Raw genomic sequence first — 18,690 nt, forward strand, 5'->3', positions numbered from 1 at the left:
TTTTGATGTCCCGATCCCGCGCATGATCCGGCCCGATCCCGTGCGCCGCAAATCCGTCATCCGTTCATCCTCACCCCGTCAACAACAAACAAGTCCGGCCTACCGGACGAGGAGGGGCGGTGAGTGCAAAACCCTTTATCAGCTTCGCAGGGGTGCAAAAAAGCTTCAAAGTCGAGGGCCGCCAGTTTGTGGCCGTGCGCAACGTATCGCTTGAAGTTCAGCGGGGCGAAATCATCACCCTGGTCGGCCCTTCGGGGTGCGGCAAGTCCACCTTGCTCAACATGACCGCCGGGCTCTTCGGCCCCACGGAGGGCCAGGTGCATTACGACGGCGCCGAGGTCAAGGGCGTCAACACCCGTGTCGGCTACATGACCCAGTCCGACCACTTGCTGCCGTGGCGCACCGTGGCCGGCAACATCGCCGTGCCGCTGCAAATCCGCCGCATGCCCAAGGCCCGGATCGACAGTCGCGTCGATGAGCTGATGGCGCTGGTGGGCCTCACCGGTTTTGGCGAAAGCTACCCCAACCAGCTTTCCGGCGGCATGCGCAAACGCGCGGCCATGGCGCGCTTGATGGCCAGCGACCCGGAAACCCTGCTGATGGACGAACCCTTCGGCGCCCTTGATGCGCAGATGCGCCTGACCCTGCAGACCGAACTCTTGCGCCTGTGCCGCAAGCTCAACAAGACCGTGCTGTTCGTCACCCACGATGTCGATGAAGCCATCGCGCTGGCGGACCGCTGCGTGGTGTTCGCCGGTCGCCCGGGCACCATCGACCATGTGCTCGATATTCCCTTGGGCGGTGAACGCAACCTGGTGCAATTGCGCTCCGACCCACGCTACGTGGAACTCTGCGCCTCCCTCTGGAAACGCTTGGCGCCCGACGTCGCCGGTGCTGCCGATCCCGCCTCATTGGCTCACTCGCTGGAGGTCGTATGATCCAGGTCTATCGCTTGCTGTTCCTGATTTTCCTGCTGGTGTTCTGGGAGTGTGTGTCCCGCTGGTTCGGCGTGGAATTTTTCATCAGCCGGCCTTCGGCGGTGGCGCAAAGCCTGTGGAAAATCCTCATGAACGGGGTGTTCTTCTATCACGCCGGCATCACCACCCTGGAAGCCGTGCTGGGCTTCTTCTTCGGCTCCCTCGCAGGCTTGATCGCCGGTTTGGTGCTGGGCCGCGCCAAGCTGCTGGCGGATATTCTCGACCCGTTCCTGACTGCCTTCTACAGCTTGCCGAAAGTCGCGCTGGCGCCGCTGTTCATCCTCTGGTTCGGCATCGGCTTGCCGATGAAAGTCATCCTGACCGCGGCCGTGGTGTTCTTCCTGGTGTTCCTCAATACCTACAGCGGCGTGCGCAACGTGTCCCGCGAGCAACTGACCATCCTGCGCCTGATGGGCGCCAAGGAGCGCGACCTGCTGACCATGGTGGTCATCCCGTCCGCTTTCACCTGGGTATTCACCGGCCTGCGCCTGTCGGTGCCCTATGCGCTGATCGGCGCGCTGGTGGGCGAGATCATCGCCGCCAACCGGGGCCTGGGCTACCTGCTCTCGGATGCAGCCTCGCAGTTCGATACCGCCGGTGTATTTGCCGCACTGGTGGGCATCATCGCCCTCGCGCTGATCCTGAACACGGCGGTGAAGCTGGCCGAACGCAAGTTGATGCCGTGGAAGGCCAACGAAGCGGAACGTGAAGTTGCGGTTTAACCCCTTATTTTTGTGGAGCTTGATCATGTTCAAACCACTGTTCATCGCCAGCGTTTTACTCGCTTCATACCTGCCCGCCGCGCAGGCCCGGGACCTGACTAAAGTCACCCTGGCGTTCCCCAGCGAAGGCTTCCTCTATGTGCCGATCTACGTCGCGCAGAAGCAAGGCTACTTCGCCGATGAAGGCCTGAATGTGGACGTCATCGTATTCCAGAAAGGCGGCTCGGCAGCACTCACCGCCGTGCTGGGGCGTGATGCGGATGCGTACGTCGGCCTGCCCGCCGTCGCGGTGCGCGCCCGCACCAAAGGCCAGAATGTCCAGGCATTCGCCGCCGTGCAGACCCAGTTCGGCAGCACCGTGGTGATCGACGGTGCCTCGGCGCAAAAGGCCGGCGTGTCGGCCACCTCATCCCTGGCCGCCCGTGCCCAGGCCCTCAAGGGCTTGAAGATCGGCGTCACCGGCCCTGGCAGCACCACCGACATGCTGGTGCGCTACCTGGCCAAGGATGCGGGGCTCAACCCGGACAAAGACTTCACCATCATGCCCATCGGCGGCGCGCCAAACATGCTCGCGGCGTTTTCCCAGGGCAGCATCAACGGCTTCTCGCTGTCGCCACCCACCATCACCACCGCCGAGAAGCAAGGCGGCTTTGTGTTGATGGACCTGGCCAAGGGCGAATACAAACCCCTGGACGGCTTCCTCTTCACTGCGATGATTGCCCGTGAAGACTGGCTGGCCAGCAACAAGGTCACGGCCGAAAAAATGGTCCGCGCCCTGTGGCGTGCCGAACACCTGATTGCAAGCGACCCGGACAAGGCCCGCGAGTCGGTGCGCCCGTATTTCGCCAACACCGACGCCGCCATCTTCAATGCTGCCTGGACCGCTTCGCTACCGTCCTACCCGGCCACGCCGCGCATCGAGAAAGACGGCGTTGAGAAAAACATCCGCTTCATGAACGCTGTGGAGAGCGACCCGGTCGAACTCGACCCGCAGCAGGTCTACACCAACTCCATCGTCGACGCCGTGGCGCCGACTGTTTCCACCCTTCAGGGAGAGGCGAAATGACGCCCGAGGTTCACCTGGTCAATGTTTTTCCCGCCACCGCCCGTGGCGGCAACCCCGCGCCAACCGTGGCCGTCGCCGATGGCATGAGCGATGCCGACATGCAGCAGGTCGCCCGCGACTATGGCCATGAGTGCGGCTTTGTGTTCGCCGCACCGGTTGGCAGCGAGTTCGATTTTGCCTTGCGCTTCTGGGTGCCCAACCACGAGATGGAAATGTGCGGCCACGCCACCGTGGGAGCGGTGTGGCTGCTGGATCGGTTGGGCATGCTGCACAAGGACCGCCTGACGTTATCGACCCTGAGCGGTCCGGTGGATGCGCGGATCACCGCTGCGGGCACCCCGGATATCCAGGTGGAAATCAGCCAGCCCAAGGGCCAGGTCGAGGCGTTGAACGATGCCGAAGTCGAGGCCGAGATTCTGTCGGTGCTCGGCATCACTTCCAACGAACTGGCACCGCTGCCGATTCAGAACGCTTGCACCAGCCGGGTGAAAACCCTGATCGCGCTGAAAAGCGTGGCGGTACTGGATAGCCTGAAACCGGATTACCGGCGGATGCAGCAACTGTGCGAGCGCATCGGCTCCACCGGTTTGTACCCCTATGCGCCATCGGATCTGGACGGGCGACAGTTTGATGCGCGGCAGTTTCCCAAGTCCTCGGGTTACCCGGAAGACGCCGCCACCGGCATCGCGGCTGCCGCGTTGGCGTTTGGCTTGTTGGAGAATGGCCTGGTGACGGCAGATGATCGCCCGGTGCACATCCGCCAGGGCCGGGCCATGGGCCGACCTTCGCAAATCTCCCTGCGGTTTCGCCGGGATGAAGCGGGGCAGGTGCAAGGTTGCTGGCTGGGTGGGCATGTGGAATTTGTCGAGGAACCGGCATGAGCGTGCGCGAAAAACTGCAAGCCCTCGGGCTGGAGTTACCCGAAGCGCCTAGCCCCAAGGGGGACTACGTGCCGGTGACGATTCATGGAGGCGTGGCGTATGTCAGCGGGCAGGTTTGTCGGCAGGGTGACAGCGTGATTACCGGGCCGGTGACGGACCAGACCTCTCCGGAGTTGGTCAACGAAGCAGGGCAGACCTGTGTGCTGCGGGCCTTGAGCGTGCTGGACCAGGCGGTAGGGCTGGAGAACGTCGAGCGCATCCTGTTCGTTCGCGGGTTTGTGTTTGGCGGGGAAGGTTTCCAGGGCTTCTCCAAGGTTGTCGACGGCGCGTCGCAACTGTTGATTGAGCTGTTTGGCGAGCACGGCCGGCATGCGCGTTCGGCGGTGGGCGTGGCGGGATTACCCAGCAACGGCCTGCTGGAACTGGAACTGACGGCGGTCGTCACTGCCTGAGCCACCCACCAAAATGTGGCGAGGGAGCTTGCTCCCGCTGGGCTGCGCAGCCGCCCCAAAACCGATGATCACAGTGCCTCAGGCATACCGCGTCAACCGGTCCGGGAGCGCTTCGCGCTCCAGCGGGAGCAAGCTCCCTCGCCACAGGATTCGTGTTGCTTTCACCTCTGCAGGAACCCCGGCGAACGAGTAAACTGCCCGCCTTTTATTCTCACGACGAGACGGTGAGCTTTTGAACGCAGGAAAAACCGCAGGGCTGTTGCTGCTCACCGCCTTATTGGCGGGATGCGGCACCTCGCCACCCCGCACCCCCAACGACATCTGCGGCATCTTCCGCGAAAAAGACGATTGGTACGACGCTGCCAAGGTGACCCAGGCGCGCTGGGGCGTGCCGATCCAGGTGCCGTTCGCGATCATGTATCAGGAATCGGGCTTCCGGCAGGACGCCAAGACCCCACGCAAGTACCTGCTGTGGATCATCCCCTGGGGTCGTGTGTCTACGGCCTCCGGCTACGCCCAGGCCAAGGATGAAGTGTGGAGCGACTACCAGAAAAGCACCGGACGCTACGGCGCCAGCCGGCAGGACTTTGACGACGCCATCGACTTTGTCGGCTGGTACATGGACAAGACCTACACCATCAACGGCGTATACAAATACGATGCCTACGGCCAGTACCTGAATTACCACGAAGGCTGGGGCGGTTACCGGCAGCGTACCTACGCGAGTAAAGCCTGGCTGATGCCGGTGGCGGGGAAGGTGCAGGCGCGTTCGCAGATGTATGCGGCGCAATATGCGGGCTGCAAGAATGATCTGGGGCGTGGGTTCTGGAGTCGGTTCTGGCATTGGCTGTGACTTTGGATAGCGGGAGAGCACGATGAGCACCGAACTGGAAATCACCGACATCCGCCTCGGCGACGGCAAAACCGTGGTCAAAGGCGCCCTGATCACCACGCAATACACCGGCACTCTGGAAGACGGCACGGTGTTCGACTCCTCATGGGAACGCGGCAAGCCGTTTCAGTGCGTGATCGGCACCGGTCGCGTCATCAAGGGCTGGGACCAGGGGCTGATGGGCATGAAAGTTGGCGGCATTCGCACGTTGTTTGTGCCGGCGCACCTGGCCTACGGCGAGCGCTCGATGGGGGCGCATATCACGCCCAACAGTAATTTGCGGTTTGAGATTGAGTTGCTGGAAGTACTGACGCGGGATGATTGAGGGGCGGTGAACATGGATGTTGTTGAAGCAGGGGAGTTGCCGCGCAGTGCTTGGGCTCGACAGCTGCTACGGGGGGGAGAGCTGCGCAGTGGTGCGTACCTGAACCGTCCCTGAAGAACCTGCCCAAACCCATCGGGTAAATTTTCCTACGGTTTACTCTCATTAATTCGGAGCGTAAGCTTCGCGCGTTTTCATCAATAGCGGAGACCCTCAGTGGGTACTTGTTCGAGTGACAGTCGTCGGCCGGTCTCGATAACCGGCACATACTTGGCAAGATAACGCGCATTTTTCCGATGCCGTTGTCTCGCCCAGAAGCGAGAAGCGGCATTTCGATGGCGGCCAGTCCTGGCCCGATTCCGAATTCCCTCTCATCGACGCTAACAGTACGTGATGCCTTGCATCGCGGTACTGCGGACGCGCCTGTCGTTTGCGACGGGCGGGCCTGTCCTGTCGTGCCCGTGACTCAATCACGGCCCAGGATGGTCGTACCTGGCCGAAGGTTTCCTCGCGTAAGTTTGGCTGGTCATGAATAGGGAAGACGCCTATGCAAGCAATCAACAACATCAACCTCAACTCGCTGATCGACACGCTGGTCAGCCTCACCGCGGCCTTCATTCTCGGTGGCCTGATCGGGTTTGAGCGTCAGTACCGCCAGCGCACAGCGGGGCTGCGCACCAACGTGCTGGTGGCGGTGGGAGCGGCGATTTTCGTCGACATGGCCAACCGCCTGGGCGGCGCCGAAGGGGCGGTGCGGGTCGTGGCCTATGTGGTCTCGGGCATCGGTTTTCTCGGTGCCGGTGTGATCATGCGTGAAGAAGGCAACGTGCGCGGCCTGAATACTGCGGCCACGCTCTGGGCGTCGGCGGCGGTGGGTGCCTGTGCCGGTGCCGACCTGATCCTCGAAGCGCTGCTCGGTACACTGTTTGTGCTGGCGGCCAACACGCTGCTGCGCCCGATCGTCAATAACATCAACCGCCAGCCACTGGACGTGGTGTCGGCCGAGGTGACCAACATTCTGTATGTGGTGGCCCGGCGTACCCAGCAGAAGGCGGTATTGGCCTTGCTCGAAGCCGAACTTGCTCGCTGCAACTACCCGGCCAGTGATGTGGACGTACGTCCCTTTGGTCCTGAAGAGGTGGAAATCGAGGCGACGCTGGCCGTGACCTCGGTAGACGGTGACGAACTGGATGCGCTGGTGGCGCGTATTTCCACTTCAGCCCTCGTGGTGCAAGCGTTCTGGAGTCCGAGTACCACCGACTAGGCCGCCTTGGCGCCCCCGGGACCGGCTCTTTACTATGCTTGTGGTGAGGAAAAGTCCTACATTCAGCTGGGACTATCCCTTCAGTTGTTACGCCGTTCCATTGGTAAGGTTGCGCGCTTGCGACTAGCCAGGCACGCAGGTGCCGCCTACCTAGGGTTATGCGCTGTTCAAATGGAGGGACCCGACTGCTGCTTGTAGGACTGTTCAGTTCCGTTCGTCGGAACTGTCATTTCTCACAGGTAGATAGGTCCCGTGTGATGTGTAACGGTACTGAATCCTCCCAGGGGAGCCTTATGAGCAAAGCTTTAATCGTGGATGACCATCCATTTATCCGCGCAACCGTCCGCTATCTGCTGAAGCAGGAAGGCTTCGACACGATCTTCGAGGCCGGCAACGGCGCCGATGCCATGCAGATTGCCCGGGAGGAGCGCCCCGAGCTGATCATCCTCGACCTGGCGATGCCGAAGCTGGGTGGCCTGGAGGTGATCAGCCGGATCAAGGCGCTGGGCCTGCCGTGCAAGATCCTGGTGCTGACGTCCTACCTGGCGGTGTTTTTTTCCACCCGCTGCATGCGTGCCGGCGCGATGGGGTTTGTCGCCAAGACCGGCGAGCTGGATGAGCTGCAAAAAGCGATCAAGGCCGTGATGTCCAACTACAGCTGCTTTCCGAGCCTGCCCACCAGCTCGGTGCGCCGCGACGATTTGCAATCCACCGAGCAGGACCTGGTGGCAGAGCTTTCCGACCGTGAGCTGACCGTACTGCAGAAGCTGGCGCTGGGGTTGGGTAACAAGGAAATTGCCGAGGACATGTTGCTCAGCCACAAGACCATCAGCACTTATAAAACCCGACTGAAGGAGAAGCTGCGGATGTCGTCGGTGGTGCATTTGTCCAAGTTCGCCCAGCGCAATCATCTGATCTGAAATGATCAACTTTCGGGTCTTGTGGCTCAGCGCAAGTGTGCTGCTGGGCGCGCTCTGCACACAAGGCCTGGCGCTTGGCGAGCCGCGCACCCTGTATCTGTTGGGGCATTCCGTCATTGAAACGCCCGCCGTACGGTTGCATGAAACGCAGTGGAGCTGGCTGCGCGAACGGCGCCGGTTGTTGATGGGGATCTCTGGGCCCGACTACGCACCATTCGAGTTGAGCACCAGCGATGAACTCGAGGGGATTACGGCGGATTACGCGTCGCTGATCGCCGATGCGCTGAACATCACGATAGAAGTGCGCCGCTACGACAATCGCGATGAAGTCATCACCGCGCTCAAGCGTGGCGAGGTGGATTTTGTGGGATCTGCCAACGGCTACGAGGCGGCAGACCCGCAGCTGGTACTCTCGCGCTCCTATGCCATGGATCAACCGACCCTGGTCACCCGCACGGGTGACAGCCAGGGCCTGAGCAGCGACCTGGCCGATAAACGTGTGGCGATGTTTTATCACTACATGCAGCCTGACGCGGTGCAGGCGTTTTACCCCAATGCCCGGATCCAGCTGTTCCCTTCAACCTTCGAGGCCATCGGCGCGGTTGCGTTCGGCCATGCAGATGTTTACCTCGGCGATGCAATCAGCACCAACTACCTGATCAACAGGAACCACCTGAACAACGTCCGCATGGCCGACTTCTCGTCACTTGAGGTCAATCCCTTCGCGTTTGCATTTTCCCGGGACAACGCGCGCCTGCTGCCGATCATCAATGCGGCACTGGCGGTGATCCCGGTCAGCGAGCAGATGGAAATCCTGCGGCGCTGGAGTGCCGGCAACCTGGGGTTCCTGGGGGCGGACCGGCTGCGCTTGAGTGCCAGTGAACAGCGTTGGCTGGACAAGAACCCGAGGATCAAGGTCGCGGTACTCGACAAGTTCCTGCCGGTTTCATTTATCGACAAGCAGGGCGCGTTCGAAGGGTTGAGCGCCGAGGTGCTGGCCCGCATCAGCTTGCGCACGGGATTGAAGTTTGACTTCATTCCCGGCACCTCGATGCTCCGGCAAATCGACAGGGTCAACACCGGTGGTGCGGACATGATTGCGGTGGTCACCCCCAGCGTCGAGCGCACGGACAAGGTGCGCATTACCCGGCCTTACCTGACCAATCCGTTTGTGTTGGTCAGTCGCATTGATGACAGCAGCCCCCTGACCCTGGAAGACATGGCCGGCAAGCGCCTGGCGCTGATTGGCAGCAATAGCCTGCAGGAGGGCATCGCCCAGGACTATCCGAGCATCAAGTTCGTGGACGTCGAGAACCCCGAGCACGGCATGGAGCTGGTGGCCGATGGCGGTGCCGATGCCGCCGTCAATACCTTGATCAGCGCCCGCTACATGATTGCCCGCGAGTACCGTGACCGGTTGCGGATCACCAGCACGGTCGGGTCCGAGCCGGCCCGCATAGCCTTTGGCGTCAACCGCAGCCAACTGGAGTTGTATTCGATCCTCGACAAGGCGCTGCTGAGTATTACGCCCCAGGAAATGGACGAATTGGCTGGCCACTGGCGTAGCGAGGTATTGGTTGAAGACAGCTACTGGGCGCGGCACCGCAATGCGATTATTCAAGGTTTCAGCCTGGCGGCGCTGCTGTTGCTGATCACCCTCGGCTGGGCGATTTATCTGCGTCAGCTGATACGCAAGCGCGTCGAGGCCGAACGGGCGCTGAGTGATCAGATGCGCTTTATGGGCGTGCTGATCGACGGCACGCCCCATCCGATTTATGTGCGTGATCGCCTGGGCCGGCTGATGGCATGCAATAGCGCTTACCTTGATGTGTTCGGTTTCAAGCTGGAGGACGTGACCGGTAAAACCGTGGTCGAGACCGACACCGGCAATCGCCCCCAGGCCGAGTCTTTTCATCAGGATTACCTGCGCTTGATGGAGCGGGGCGAGCCACAGATCCAGGACCGCGTGCTCAAGGTGCCGGGCGGTGCGGTCCTGACCATCTACCACTGGATGCTGCCGTACCGCGACGGTAATGAGCAGGTGGTGGGCATGATCGCCGGCTGGGTGGATGTCAGCGAAAGGCAGCAACTGCTCGGCCAGTTGCAGGAGGCCAAGGAGGATGCCGACGCGGCCAACCGCGCCAAGACCACGTTTCTCGCGACCATGAGCCATGAAATCCGCACGCCCATGAACGCCGTGATCGGCATGATCGAACTGGCCCTGAAAGCCGCCGAGCAGAACCGGGCCGACCGCGATGCGCTGGAGGTGGCCGCCGATGCGTCGCGGGGCATGCTGGAATTGATCGGCGATATCCTCGATATCGCGCGTATAGAATCGGGCCACCTGTCCCTGACCCTCGAGCCTTCGAACCTGCACGAGTTGCTGGCGTCGGTGGCGCGGGTTTTCGAGGGGCTGGCGCGGGCCAGGGGCCTGGTACTGCAGGTGGAGCTCGACCCGCTGATTGATCGGTACGTGCTGGTGGACCCGATGCGCTTCAAGCAAGTGGTGTCGAACCTTTTGAGCAACGCGATCAAGTTCACCCCTCACGGCCGGGTGCGGCTTGGCGCGTCCGGCTCGTCGGCGATTGCCAGCGGCTACTTGAACCTCAGGCTGTGGGTGGAAGACACCGGCATCGGCATCAGTGTCGAAGACCAGAAGCGCCTGTTCAACCCGTTTATCCAGGGCAGCAACACTGCGCAATCGGCGCGCAGCGGTTCGGGCCTGGGCCTGGTCATCAGCCGCAACCTGTGCGAGATGATGGGGGGACAATTGCAATTGAGCAGCCTGCTGGGGCAGGGCACTCGGGTGGATGTCACCCTGGAGCTGGCAGTCGCCGACACCACGCTGATGCCGCCCGTACCGGTTGCCGTGGAAACTCCGCCGGCCCACGCGCTGAACATTCTGGTGGTGGATGACTACCCGGCCAACCGGCTGCTGCTGGCCCGGCAATTGAGCTTCCTGGGGCACCGGATCACCACCGCCGAAGATGGTGTCGAGGGGCTTGAGTTGTGGCTGTCCGGGCATTTTGACGGGGTGATTACCGACTGCAATATGCCGTTCAAGGACGGTTATGAGTTGGCGCGGGATATCCGCACCCTTGAGGGCGAGCGTGGCCTGGCGCCGTGCCTGTTGCTGGGGTTTACCGCCAACGCCCAGCCCGAGGAAGCCGAGCGCTGCCGGCAGGCGGGCATGGATGGCTGCCTGTTCAAACCCACCGGGCTTGAGGATTTGCATGCGGCCCTGGCGCGGCGCACGGCCACACCTTCGGTGGCGCCCGGCACCACGGATGAGCTGGCGGCAGGCTTTGACTTGAGCCACCTTGAGAAACTGACCGGCGGGGATATCGACGCGGTGAAGGAGCTGCTGGCGCCCTTGCTCGACAGCCTCGAGGCAGACCATGGGCAGCTGGTGAACCTGCAACGCAAGGCAGACTTTGCCGGCCTGCATGACCTGGCCCATCGCACCAAGGGCGGGGCAAAGATGGTCAAGGCCCATGCACTGATGGTTTGCTGCGAGGTATTGGAAAGCGTTTGTGAACGTCAGGCCCGCGACGAATTGGCCAGTGCCGTCGATGGCATGGATGAAGCGCTCGCGCACCTGCACCACGCGCTGTCGGGGTATTGCAATCAGACTTGACCGGTGCGGAGGGGTATTGAGCTGTTTGGGACAACTCCTACGTGAAGGTGGAACAAGCCTTATTTAGTCTTCGGAATATGTCTGGAAAATAGTGCGTCCAGTCCTTCACGAGCGCTTCTTGCTCAGGTGTTCGCCATGCCAAACAAAGCACTGACCCTCCTGATCGCCGATGAACAGCATCTGCAACGACTGTACATCGAAAAAATGCTCAACCAACTGGGCTACTACCGCATCGTTCCGGTGCAGACGTTCGAAGAAGTGCGGATCCTCACGGCGATTCCGGCCAGGCCGTTCGATGTGCTGATCATCAACGCCGGGCTGGCAGACAGCGACGGCGGGGTGCTGGCCTTCCAGGAACAGCACCCGCAGATTCGCCATGTGCTGGTCTACGATATCCGCGAACTGGGCACGCCGGCCGCCGCACCAACCCTGCTGGTGCGCCTGCCGGGTACCCCGGACAGCATCAACCTTGAACACTTCATGGACATCATCGACCCGCCGTCAGCCACCGACGGGTTGCGGGTGTTGCCGTGGCTGCGGGAGTTGTCCGGCAGCCCTGCGGCTTAGTCCCAGTTCGGCGCGATGCCTTTGGGGCTGGTCAGCCGATGGCCACGCTCCAGGGCGGCGATCTGCGCCATGTCAGCGTCACTCAGGGTCAGGTCCAGAGCCTTGAGGTTGCTGGCCAGGTTGGCGCGTTTGGTCGACGACGGGATCACCGCGTAGCCCAGTTGCATGGCCCACGCCAGGGTCACTTGCGCCGGGGTTGCCTGATGACGTTCGGCGATCTGCTGGATCACCGGGTCCTTCAGCACTTCGCCGTAGGCCAGGGTCATGTAGGAAGTGATTTGGATGCCATGGGCCTTGGCAAACTCCGCCACGGTGCGGTTTTGCAGGTACGGGTGCAGTTCCACCTGGTTGGTCGCGATGTGCTCGGCACCGACGGCGGCAATTGCCTGCTTCATCAGGTCGACGGTGAAGTTGGAAATACCGATCTGGCGGGTCAGGCCCTGGCGCTTGGCTTCCAGCAACTGGCCCATGAACTCGGCGACCGGTACCTGGTCTTCCGGCGATGGCCAGTGGATCAGGGTCAGGTCCAGGTAGTCGGTCTGGAGTTTGCGCAGGCTTTCCTTGAGGCTGGGAATCAGATGGCCTTCGGCGAAGTTGGCGATCCAGATCTTGCTGGTGATGAACAGTTCGTCCCGTGGGATGCCGCTGTCGGCGATGGCCTGGCCGACGTCGGCTTCGTTTTCGTAGATTTGTGCGGTGTCGATGACGCGATAGCCCAGCTCCAGGCCGGTGCTGACGGAGTCGATGACGACCTGGCCTTGCAGGCGGAACGTGCCGAGGCCGAATGCGGGAATGGACATGAGTGACTCCTGAAGTGGTGTGAACAATGGAGTCGAGTATCGGCCTCTCGTTCCTTCGGAAAAACCGCTGAATCCGAAAAGGACTCTTTACCAAAAGTCATGAGTGGCCGGTGGGTGGCCACACGATATCCCTCGAGAGCGGTCTTACCGGGTAGACGCGGGGGGCTGTCGGACATTTCGGGCGTTACTTGATAAGGGGCGCCTCTTTTAACCAGCAGGAGCTAGCGCAAGGACCAAATGCTCAAGGCCTTACAGCACCGAGAAACCTTGAGCAGCGGTCTGAACAGTCGAGTTCAGGGTGAACTGTCCTTGAGGGTCTGGAAGGCTTTTACGCGCTTGACCAGGCTTTTCTTGCTGGCCGAATCGGCACTGTTGAACAGGAACGAAAAGTCCGAGGCCAGGGTCGAGCTGCCGGCGATGGTCGCGTACTGATGACAGGCATTGCAGTTATCGCCCTGGACGTAGGTCTCCAGGGTGGTGTTGGCCACCGGTACGTTGCCCTGGCTGATAAATGGCCCGTAGGACAGCGGCACTTGCGCACTGACACCCGGTTCCGGCTGGGTGGGCGGGTTAGGGGTGAGGGTCCAGAGTACGTTGATCAATTTGTAGTACTGGAACACCGACTTGCCCTGGCTCTGCTGGGCGAAATTGGCCTGCACCGCGCCGTTAAGCGCCTGCAGTTCAGTGGGCAGCGGATGTTCCCGGGTGGTCTGCACGGGTTGGTCCCGTGGAAACGGCTCGGTGCAGTCGCGGTCCGGATGCTGCTGCTTGCACTGGATACGCGCCACGTTCGGCGTGCATTCGGGGCCGGTGCCGCAGTTCGGGTTATTGAAGGCAAAGCTGTCGGGCGGCGTTTGTTGTGGCGGCACCTGGTCGGGTTCCGGCACGTTGTCTACCTGCTCGAAGGTGGTCCAGATAAAGTTGGGCGAGGCCTGGGTCTTGTTGATGATATGCAGGCCCACCAGGCCCACCACCTGCTGGGTGCACTGCAAGGTGGCCGGGTTTTTGAGCCAGGCGACGGTGGTCAGGTAACGTCCGTAGAGCTCGGGTTTGCCGGTGAGGATTCGCCATGCTGCCTTGACCTCCAGAGCTCCCAGTTGCTCCTGCGGCACCGGGTTGGGCGGCAGCGAGCGCATGGGTTCACCGATGGGCAAGGACAGCCCGCCGGGGTTCTGGTTGTCGAGGTTCTGCGCGACTTTCAGCTGGTTGGCCGCGTCGTACAGCCCTTTGCTGACGATGTAGTCGAACTCGGCTTTGCCCACCTTGCGTTCAAAAAACACCAGGTTCTGCGACTGGTCCGTTAGCCAGCCGCCGGAGGCTTCCATGATCGGGTCCGGAATCGAGGCCAGGGTGCCGCTGGACAGGTGAAACCCATGCCGCGCGTTGATCGCGCTTTCGGAGGTGGCGGTCATGAACTTGCGCGCCCCCACCGACATCGCCCTGAGGCTGCCCTGGGTGCTGCAATTGGACGGCACCAGGGTTTGCACGCCCCAGCCGGTGGGCGCGGGCGCGCCGGGCAGGAAGATATCGTTGGCATCCTTGTAGCTGGCCCATACCGGCGCCACGCTCATCGGCTGCCCGGAGGCAGTCGGTACGCCGAATTGCGCCAGGGTACTGTTCATGTCCGGCTCACCCGCGAGGGCAGGTGTGGCTGGCCAACCGGGATTCACCGGCCAGTTCAGGGCAATGAACAACTGCCAGCCAAAGCAATTCATGAAGCTCTGGCCGGTGGCGTTGAAGTTGTTGATCGGCAGGAAGCCGCCGCTTTTCGGGTTGAACACCAACTGTTGCTGCACGCAAGCGTCGGCGTCGGAAGTGGGGGATGCGTAGGCGGCCTGCATGGCAAACAGGCTCAGCACCACACTGGTCAGCAGCGATAAAACACTCAAGCGTAACCTGGACATCATCGCGCTCCTTGCAAGCAGGTAAAGCCGCACCCTGGGTGGGTGCGGCTGATGGGCTGTATCAGTCAGGCGCCAGGCACCAGCGCCAATCCGGATTCCCATGGGTGTTCCGTCGCGCTGGGGTTATCGGCTTCGCCCGGGTTGAGGGCGCGCACTGTCACCAGCCCCGGTGCGGCAGTGGGGCTTACGGTGATGGTCAGCAGGTAGCCCTGGGTGCCACCGGAGTTGGTTTGCCCGGGGATGGCCGAGGCATCCGGCAGGAACTTTGTGACCTGCGCCGTCACCCCAGGATTGGAGAATTGCACCCGCGCCGTCTCGGCGGTGGTCTTGAGGTCGGCGCCTTGCACCACCAGGGCAAACTGCCCGCTGGTGCCGGGTGCCAGCCAGGCCGGCAGGTCGGTGGGTGACTGCCCGTAGAACAGGTCCAGCGGCAACAGCTGTACCGGCCAGGGTTGCACACCGTTGACCCGGTCCGTCACGCACGGGCAGGAATCCGGCGTCGGGCTGATGGGCGTGGTTGTCACACTCAGGCCCACCAGCAACTGCTGGGCAATCACCCACACGTAGTCGATCGGCTGGCCGCTGATGGTGATGTCGTTGATCGAGAACCCGGCGCTGACCGGCACTTCAAACACCGCTTGCAGAATCTGGTCGGAGCCGTTGGCGGCGGACTTGGCGGTGCCACGGGTGATTTTCCAGTACTGGCTGACGTCCTGGCCCTGGGGGCCTTTCCACGCCGAGAAGTCGGTGGGTTGTTGCAGGTACAGGCCGATGGGGTTGGTCAGCGACAGCCGGTTGTTCACTGCCACGCTGTTGGCCGAGAAACCGATATGCGGATCGGAGTTGCGGTAGTTCTGCCCGTATTGCGCGCAGCAGATCAACGCCTGGGTATTCTGGCTGCTGCTCAATGGCCGCAGGATGGTCGCCGCGGCAGCCAGGTACACCTCGGCGCTCAGGGTGTTGGGGCCGGAGGTCAGGTGCATCGCACCGCCGTACTGGCCTGGCACACAGGCGGTGCCGGCGTTCCATTTGTTGACGGTGTCGTAGGCCGGTTGACCGGTGGTGGGGTCGATGACCGGGTCGCCGGCCTTACCGGTCGGGCAGTCGGCGGTGTAGCGCAGGTACAGGTCTTCGAGTTGCACCTGTGGGTCGATGTAGTCGCGATACAGCCCCAGTACAGCAGTCGGATCGATGCGCCACATGGCCAGGAAATACGCCGGGTTTTCGCAAGTGAAGGTGATCTTGCGCATGTTGCCGTCGGCATCACGCACGATGGACCACTCGCAATATTCGTCAAGCCAGCCACGGGGGCCAGAGGGCGAGAAATCCTTGTACTTGCCTTGCCAGTCGATGCTCGGGCAGCGAGTGACGGGCAGTTGCAGCAGGGTGCCTTGCTTGTTCGGGTCGTAGAGCATGTACAGGGTGTTGTTGATCGTAATCTGGCCGTTGTCGGTCAGCTCCATCACCTGTTGCATGGACATGGCCTTGCCGCCCAACTGTGGAATCACCGCCGTGCCGTTGTTGTAGAAAAACGTCCACAGCCGATTGGGGAAGGGCGCCCAGGTAATCGCCGGCGGCGTGGTGGGGCCGTAACCTTCCACCAGTGGGTTGTAATAGCCCGAGCGCGGCGCGTCATTGAGGCCCGACCACGGGTTGCCGATGATCGCAGACTGGGTCCAGCCGGTGAGGTCGTTGTTCCAGTCGGTTTCAAACTGCGGCAACTGGTTTTCCAGGCCCAGCTTGTTGTAGTCCTTGGGAGCTTGCCCGGCGGGAGAGGTGAATTGTTTGAAGGGTGTGCTCATGTCGATTCTCCAGGTGTTGTTGTGGTGGAAACGGAGCAGCAACCGGCACTGGGAGCAGGGCCGGCGACGGTTTGGCGCGGGTCGTCCCACACCAGTTGGGCGATAAAGCCAGGCAGCGGCGCGTACTCCTGCGGCGTCAACACCCGGGCACTATCGAGATGGGTCACCACCACGGATAACTGCGTGGTGTCAGTGGGGCGAAGGTTCAATGCGGCAGCAGTGCGCGCGGCATTCAGCGCGCGTGACACGCCATGGGTGATGCAGCGGCCCTTGTCATCCACCAGGCCCATGCCGATGCGACTGAAGCGCCCGACATAGTGCGGATTGTCGGCGCTCACCTGCTGCGGCGTGGCGTCGGGCTGGTTGAGGAATACGTCGATCAGGTAGGTGTCGTGGGTGCAGCGCACATGGTCGAACACCACCCACGGGCCCAGGCTTGCGGTTTGTTCCTGCGCTTGCATCGGCGTCGAACTTTGCTGGCAGCAGGCTTTTGCGGCCGGGCGGCGGGTGCCAAAGGGCGGTGCGACGGGCACACCGTAGTCATAGCCGATATGCCGACTGTCCTGGGCCATGTCCCCCAGGGTGGTGTAGCGCCAGGCGTCGGCACTGGTGAAGGTGACATCGTCGGCCTCGCTGCCGGCAAACGGCTGGAGCAGGCACTGGGTGGTGTACTGCGCTGCCGGGTGGGCGCGGATCCAGACCTCCAGCATCCGGTCGATATTGGCGTGGTAGGAGCTGAACACCGGGTCGAACGCGGTGTAGGCGTTGTCAGCCATGTCGCCGCCGATCCAGCCGTGATAGTTGTCGTGGGGCTGCTCGTAGAGCCCGTCGAAATTCAGCGCGCGGTTGGGGTACAGGTCATCTTCCTGGGGGGGATCAAACACCGGGATGTTCGCCCAGGGATAACCTGGCACGCCCTGGGGCTGGCTGAAGGTGTTGAACTTCAGGGCATCGACCACCTGTTGCTGGAAAATCCGGCTCATGCCGTACAACTGGGTGCGTTCGACGCGCTGCGTCTCGCCCTGGGTGTAGAACAGCGGGTTGCGTTGCACGAAGCGGCAGTCCACACCGGGTACCCTGGCTTTTTCACAGACCTTCGAACAACCGTCCTTGGCAGCGGCGTAGCGCAACGGATTAGGGCGAACCTCGCCGGTGTGCGGGTGCACGTAGGTTTCATCGAGAAACGCCTGGGGCAAGCCGGCCTGGGGGCTGCCGTCGACACTGGCGTCTTCGGCCATCCAGTCCCAGTAGGGGATGGGGCAGTCGATCAGCGCTTCCAGGTACAGTAGATAGGCCCGGTGCCACAGGGCAAACGCTTCCTGGTAATGCAGGCACCAGTTGGTGTGGATATAGGCGTAGCGCTGCCACGGGGAGCCGCTGTCGGCGTTGGCCACCTGCATTACGTCATCGAGGCGTGAGCGGTATAGGTTCAGTTGTTCCTGTGTCAGTGCGCGAATGTCCTGGCGCACGCGTTTGACCGGGTGAGGCAGGTCGGGTGGGGGGATGCGTTCTGCCTCGTCGAACGGTGAGGCGGGAGTGAGGCGCCAGCCCTGGTTGACCCACAGCCTGAAGGTTTCCAGCGCGTCGATGGGCCAGAACTGCTGCTGGTCGAGGGTCAGCGGCATGCTGCGGGAGGCCAGGTGCTGGTAGATGGTTTCGGACCAGGTCTTGACGGAGGCGGGGTCTTCGAGGAATACGAAGTAGGCGTTCATGCAGCCCACCCAGGAGGCGGCGACGGCGGCGCGTTGCTCTTGGGGGATCCAGTAGGGGGCGCTGAATAGGCCGTGGATATCGGTGGCCCATGTCGGTTTCGCGACTATCATAAGATCCCTCTCATGCGGCCCCGGTGCCTGATTTGGCTGGGCTGCTAAGCTGGATTGATGTTAGTGCGCCACCGCGCAGGATTTGTGCAAATTGGTGGGTGTTTACGGTGGATTCATTGCAGTTTTTTCAAGGAAGATATGGAAAAAATGACAGATGCCATGGATTTGAAGATTCTGGGGAAATTGCAAAGGGATTGCAGTCAGAGTCTGGAGTTGTTGAGTGACAGTGTCGGGCTGTCTTCAACCAGTTGTTACCGGCGTATCAGGCGGTTGGAGAGTGTCGGGATCATCAAGGCCAAGGTGGCGGTGCTGGATGAGCGCAAGCTTGGGATTCAGGTTACGGCGTTCTTCCTGATCAAGCTTGATAGGGACAGCAATGATATCGACCGCAAGATGCAGCATATCCTGGCGAGTCATCCGGAGATTCAGTACTGTTATCTGCTGACCGGGGAGTTTGATTTTGTGATGGTGGCGAAGTTTCGGGATGCCACTGAGTACACTGATTATATCTATCGGTTTTTAGAGATTTATCGGGATATTCCGATTCGTACTTATTCGTCTACTTTGGTGGTGCGGACGGTTAAGAAGTCTTATGAGTTGCCGTTGCCGGGGTCTTTGGTTTGAGTACATATCCGTTTCTTCGGTAACGGCCGCTTATGGT

The 18,690-nt window shown here is 61.6% G+C and carries 16 protein-coding genes; 12 read left to right on the forward strand and 4 right to left on the reverse strand.

All coding sequences use genetic code 11. From position 1 onward, the window contains the following. Window positions 1-119: 119 nt before the first annotated feature. The 11 genes from HX869_RS04635 (at window position 120) to HX869_RS04685 (ending at window position 11,700) form a co-directional block, all read left to right on the forward strand. Window positions 120-938 (forward strand): ABC transporter ATP-binding protein, encoded by an 819-nt coding sequence (locus HX869_RS04635; protein ID WP_178902803.1) that lies wholly within the window; start codon window positions 120-122, stop codon window positions 936-938. Further along, window positions 935-1,699 (forward strand): ABC transporter permease, encoded by a 765-nt coding sequence (locus HX869_RS04640; RefSeq protein ID WP_008435867.1) that lies wholly within the window; start codon window positions 935-937, stop codon window positions 1,697-1,699. The genes HX869_RS04635 and HX869_RS04640 overlap by 4 nt, the downstream gene beginning before the upstream one ends. A gap of 25 nt (window positions 1,700-1,724) precedes the next feature. Next, window positions 1,725-2,765 carry an ABC transporter substrate-binding protein gene (locus HX869_RS04645; RefSeq protein ID WP_178902804.1) on the forward strand — a complete coding sequence of 347 codons (1,041 nt, stop codon included), beginning with the start codon at window positions 1,725-1,727 and terminating at the stop codon, window positions 2,763-2,765. Beyond that, window positions 2,762-3,646, forward strand: coding sequence for a PhzF family phenazine biosynthesis protein (locus HX869_RS04650; protein ID WP_177009746.1), 885 nt, complete (start codon window positions 2,762-2,764; stop codon window positions 3,644-3,646). Before HX869_RS04645 ends, HX869_RS04650 begins: the two co-directional genes overlap by 4 nt. Continuing rightward, a complete protein-coding gene (locus tag HX869_RS04655) occupies window positions 3,643-4,098 on the forward strand; it encodes a RidA family protein (protein ID WP_102369370.1) in 456 nt (151 codons plus the stop codon). The genes HX869_RS04650 and HX869_RS04655 overlap by 4 nt, the downstream gene beginning before the upstream one ends. 232 nt (window positions 4,099-4,330) lie before the next feature. Further along, window positions 4,331-4,951, forward strand: a complete 621-nt coding sequence (locus HX869_RS04660; RefSeq protein WP_023658938.1) for a hypothetical protein — start codon at window positions 4,331-4,333, stop codon at window positions 4,949-4,951. A 22-nt stretch (window positions 4,952-4,973) separates the two neighbouring features. Continuing rightward, window positions 4,974-5,315, forward strand: coding sequence for an FKBP-type peptidyl-prolyl cis-trans isomerase (locus tag HX869_RS04665; protein WP_003211564.1), 342 nt, complete (start codon window positions 4,974-4,976; stop codon window positions 5,313-5,315). Between the two features lie 544 nt (window positions 5,316-5,859). Further along, complete coding sequence (locus tag HX869_RS04670) at window positions 5,860-6,576, forward strand: MgtC/SapB family protein (RefSeq protein WP_003211562.1); 717 nt, start codon at window positions 5,860-5,862, stop codon at window positions 6,574-6,576. A 293-nt stretch (window positions 6,577-6,869) separates the two neighbouring features. Beyond that, the gene (locus tag HX869_RS04675) at window positions 6,870-7,496 is read left to right on the forward strand and encodes a response regulator transcription factor (protein WP_003211560.1); all 627 of its coding nucleotides are present in this window, start codon (window positions 6,870-6,872) and stop codon (window positions 7,494-7,496) included. A 1-nt stretch (window position 7,497) separates the two neighbouring features. After that, a complete protein-coding gene (locus HX869_RS04680; RefSeq protein WP_178902805.1) occupies window positions 7,498-11,133 on the forward strand; it encodes a transporter substrate-binding domain-containing protein in 3,636 nt (1,211 codons plus the stop codon). A gap of 135 nt (window positions 11,134-11,268) precedes the next feature. Then, entirely contained in the window at window positions 11,269-11,700 is a 432-nt protein-coding gene (locus HX869_RS04685; protein WP_003211555.1) for a hypothetical protein, read from the forward strand. Here the strand turns inward: HX869_RS04685 and dkgB are convergent. The 4 genes from dkgB to HX869_RS04705 form a co-directional block, all read right to left on the reverse strand. Next, window positions 11,697-12,500 carry a 2,5-didehydrogluconate reductase DkgB gene (gene dkgB, locus HX869_RS04690; RefSeq protein ID WP_178902806.1) on the reverse strand — a complete coding sequence of 268 codons (804 nt, stop codon included), beginning with the start codon at window positions 12,498-12,500 and terminating at the stop codon, window positions 11,697-11,699. The two genes, HX869_RS04685 and dkgB, sit on opposite strands and share 4 nt — an antisense overlap. Before the next feature lie 293 nt (window positions 12,501-12,793). Further along, window positions 12,794-14,404 carry a hypothetical protein gene (locus tag HX869_RS04695; protein ID WP_177019721.1) on the reverse strand — a complete coding sequence of 537 codons (1,611 nt, stop codon included), beginning with the start codon at window positions 14,402-14,404 and terminating at the stop codon, window positions 12,794-12,796. Between the two features lie 65 nt (window positions 14,405-14,469). Next, on the reverse strand, window positions 14,470-16,206 hold the full coding sequence (locus tag HX869_RS04700) for a hypothetical protein (RefSeq protein WP_178902807.1): 1,737 nt from the start codon (window positions 16,204-16,206) through the stop codon (window positions 14,470-14,472). Continuing rightward, the gene (locus HX869_RS04705) at window positions 16,203-18,029 is read right to left on the reverse strand and encodes a tyrosinase family protein (protein ID WP_177019720.1); all 1,827 of its coding nucleotides are present in this window, start codon (window positions 18,027-18,029) and stop codon (window positions 16,203-16,205) included. The genes HX869_RS04700 and HX869_RS04705 overlap by 4 nt, the downstream gene beginning before the upstream one ends. Before the next feature lie 159 nt (window positions 18,030-18,188). Between HX869_RS04705 and HX869_RS04710 the strand changes: the two genes are divergently transcribed. Beyond that, window positions 18,189-18,653, forward strand: a complete 465-nt coding sequence (locus tag HX869_RS04710) for an Lrp/AsnC family transcriptional regulator (protein WP_256736748.1) — start codon at window positions 18,189-18,191, stop codon at window positions 18,651-18,653. Window positions 18,654-18,690 lie beyond the last annotated feature (37 nt).

The organism is Pseudomonas sp. P7779 (genome assembly GCF_013386315.1).
Taxonomy (GTDB): Bacteria; Pseudomonadota; Gammaproteobacteria; order Pseudomonadales; family Pseudomonadaceae; genus Aquipseudomonas.

Excerpts from the sequence above, each read along its gene's own strand:
- HX869_RS04650 (WP_177009746.1), top strand. The coding sequence starts at position 2,762 with ATGACGCCCGAGGTTCACCTGGTCAATGTTTTTCCCGCCACCGCCCGT.
- HX869_RS04695 (WP_177019721.1), bottom strand. The coding sequence starts at position 14,404 with ATGTCCAGGTTACGCTTGAGTGTTTTATCGCTGCTGACCAGTGTGGTG.
- HX869_RS04675 (WP_003211560.1), top strand. The coding sequence starts at position 6,870 with ATGAGCAAAGCTTTAATCGTGGATGACCATCCATTTATCCGCGCAACC.
- HX869_RS04680 (WP_178902805.1), top strand. The coding sequence starts at position 7,498 with ATGATCAACTTTCGGGTCTTGTGGCTCAGCGCAAGTGTGCTGCTGGGC.
- HX869_RS04670 (WP_003211562.1), top strand. The coding sequence starts at position 5,860 with ATGCAAGCAATCAACAACATCAACCTCAACTCGCTGATCGACACGCTG.
- HX869_RS04700 (WP_178902807.1), bottom strand. The coding sequence starts at position 16,206 with ATGAGCACACCCTTCAAACAATTCACCTCTCCCGCCGGGCAAGCTCCC.
- HX869_RS04665 (WP_003211564.1), top strand. The coding sequence starts at position 4,974 with ATGAGCACCGAACTGGAAATCACCGACATCCGCCTCGGCGACGGCAAA.
- HX869_RS04655 (WP_102369370.1), top strand. The coding sequence starts at position 3,643 with ATGAGCGTGCGCGAAAAACTGCAAGCCCTCGGGCTGGAGTTACCCGAA.
- HX869_RS04645 (WP_178902804.1), top strand. The coding sequence starts at position 1,725 with ATGTTCAAACCACTGTTCATCGCCAGCGTTTTACTCGCTTCATACCTG.
- HX869_RS04640 (WP_008435867.1), top strand. The coding sequence starts at position 935 with ATGATCCAGGTCTATCGCTTGCTGTTCCTGATTTTCCTGCTGGTGTTC.
- HX869_RS04685 (WP_003211555.1), top strand. The coding sequence starts at position 11,269 with ATGCCAAACAAAGCACTGACCCTCCTGATCGCCGATGAACAGCATCTG.
- HX869_RS04710 (WP_256736748.1), top strand. The coding sequence starts at position 18,189 with ATGGATTTGAAGATTCTGGGGAAATTGCAAAGGGATTGCAGTCAGAGT.
- HX869_RS04705 (WP_177019720.1), bottom strand. The coding sequence starts at position 18,029 with ATGATAGTCGCGAAACCGACATGGGCCACCGATATCCACGGCCTATTC.
- dkgB (WP_178902806.1), bottom strand. The coding sequence starts at position 12,500 with ATGTCCATTCCCGCATTCGGCCTCGGCACGTTCCGCCTGCAAGGCCAG.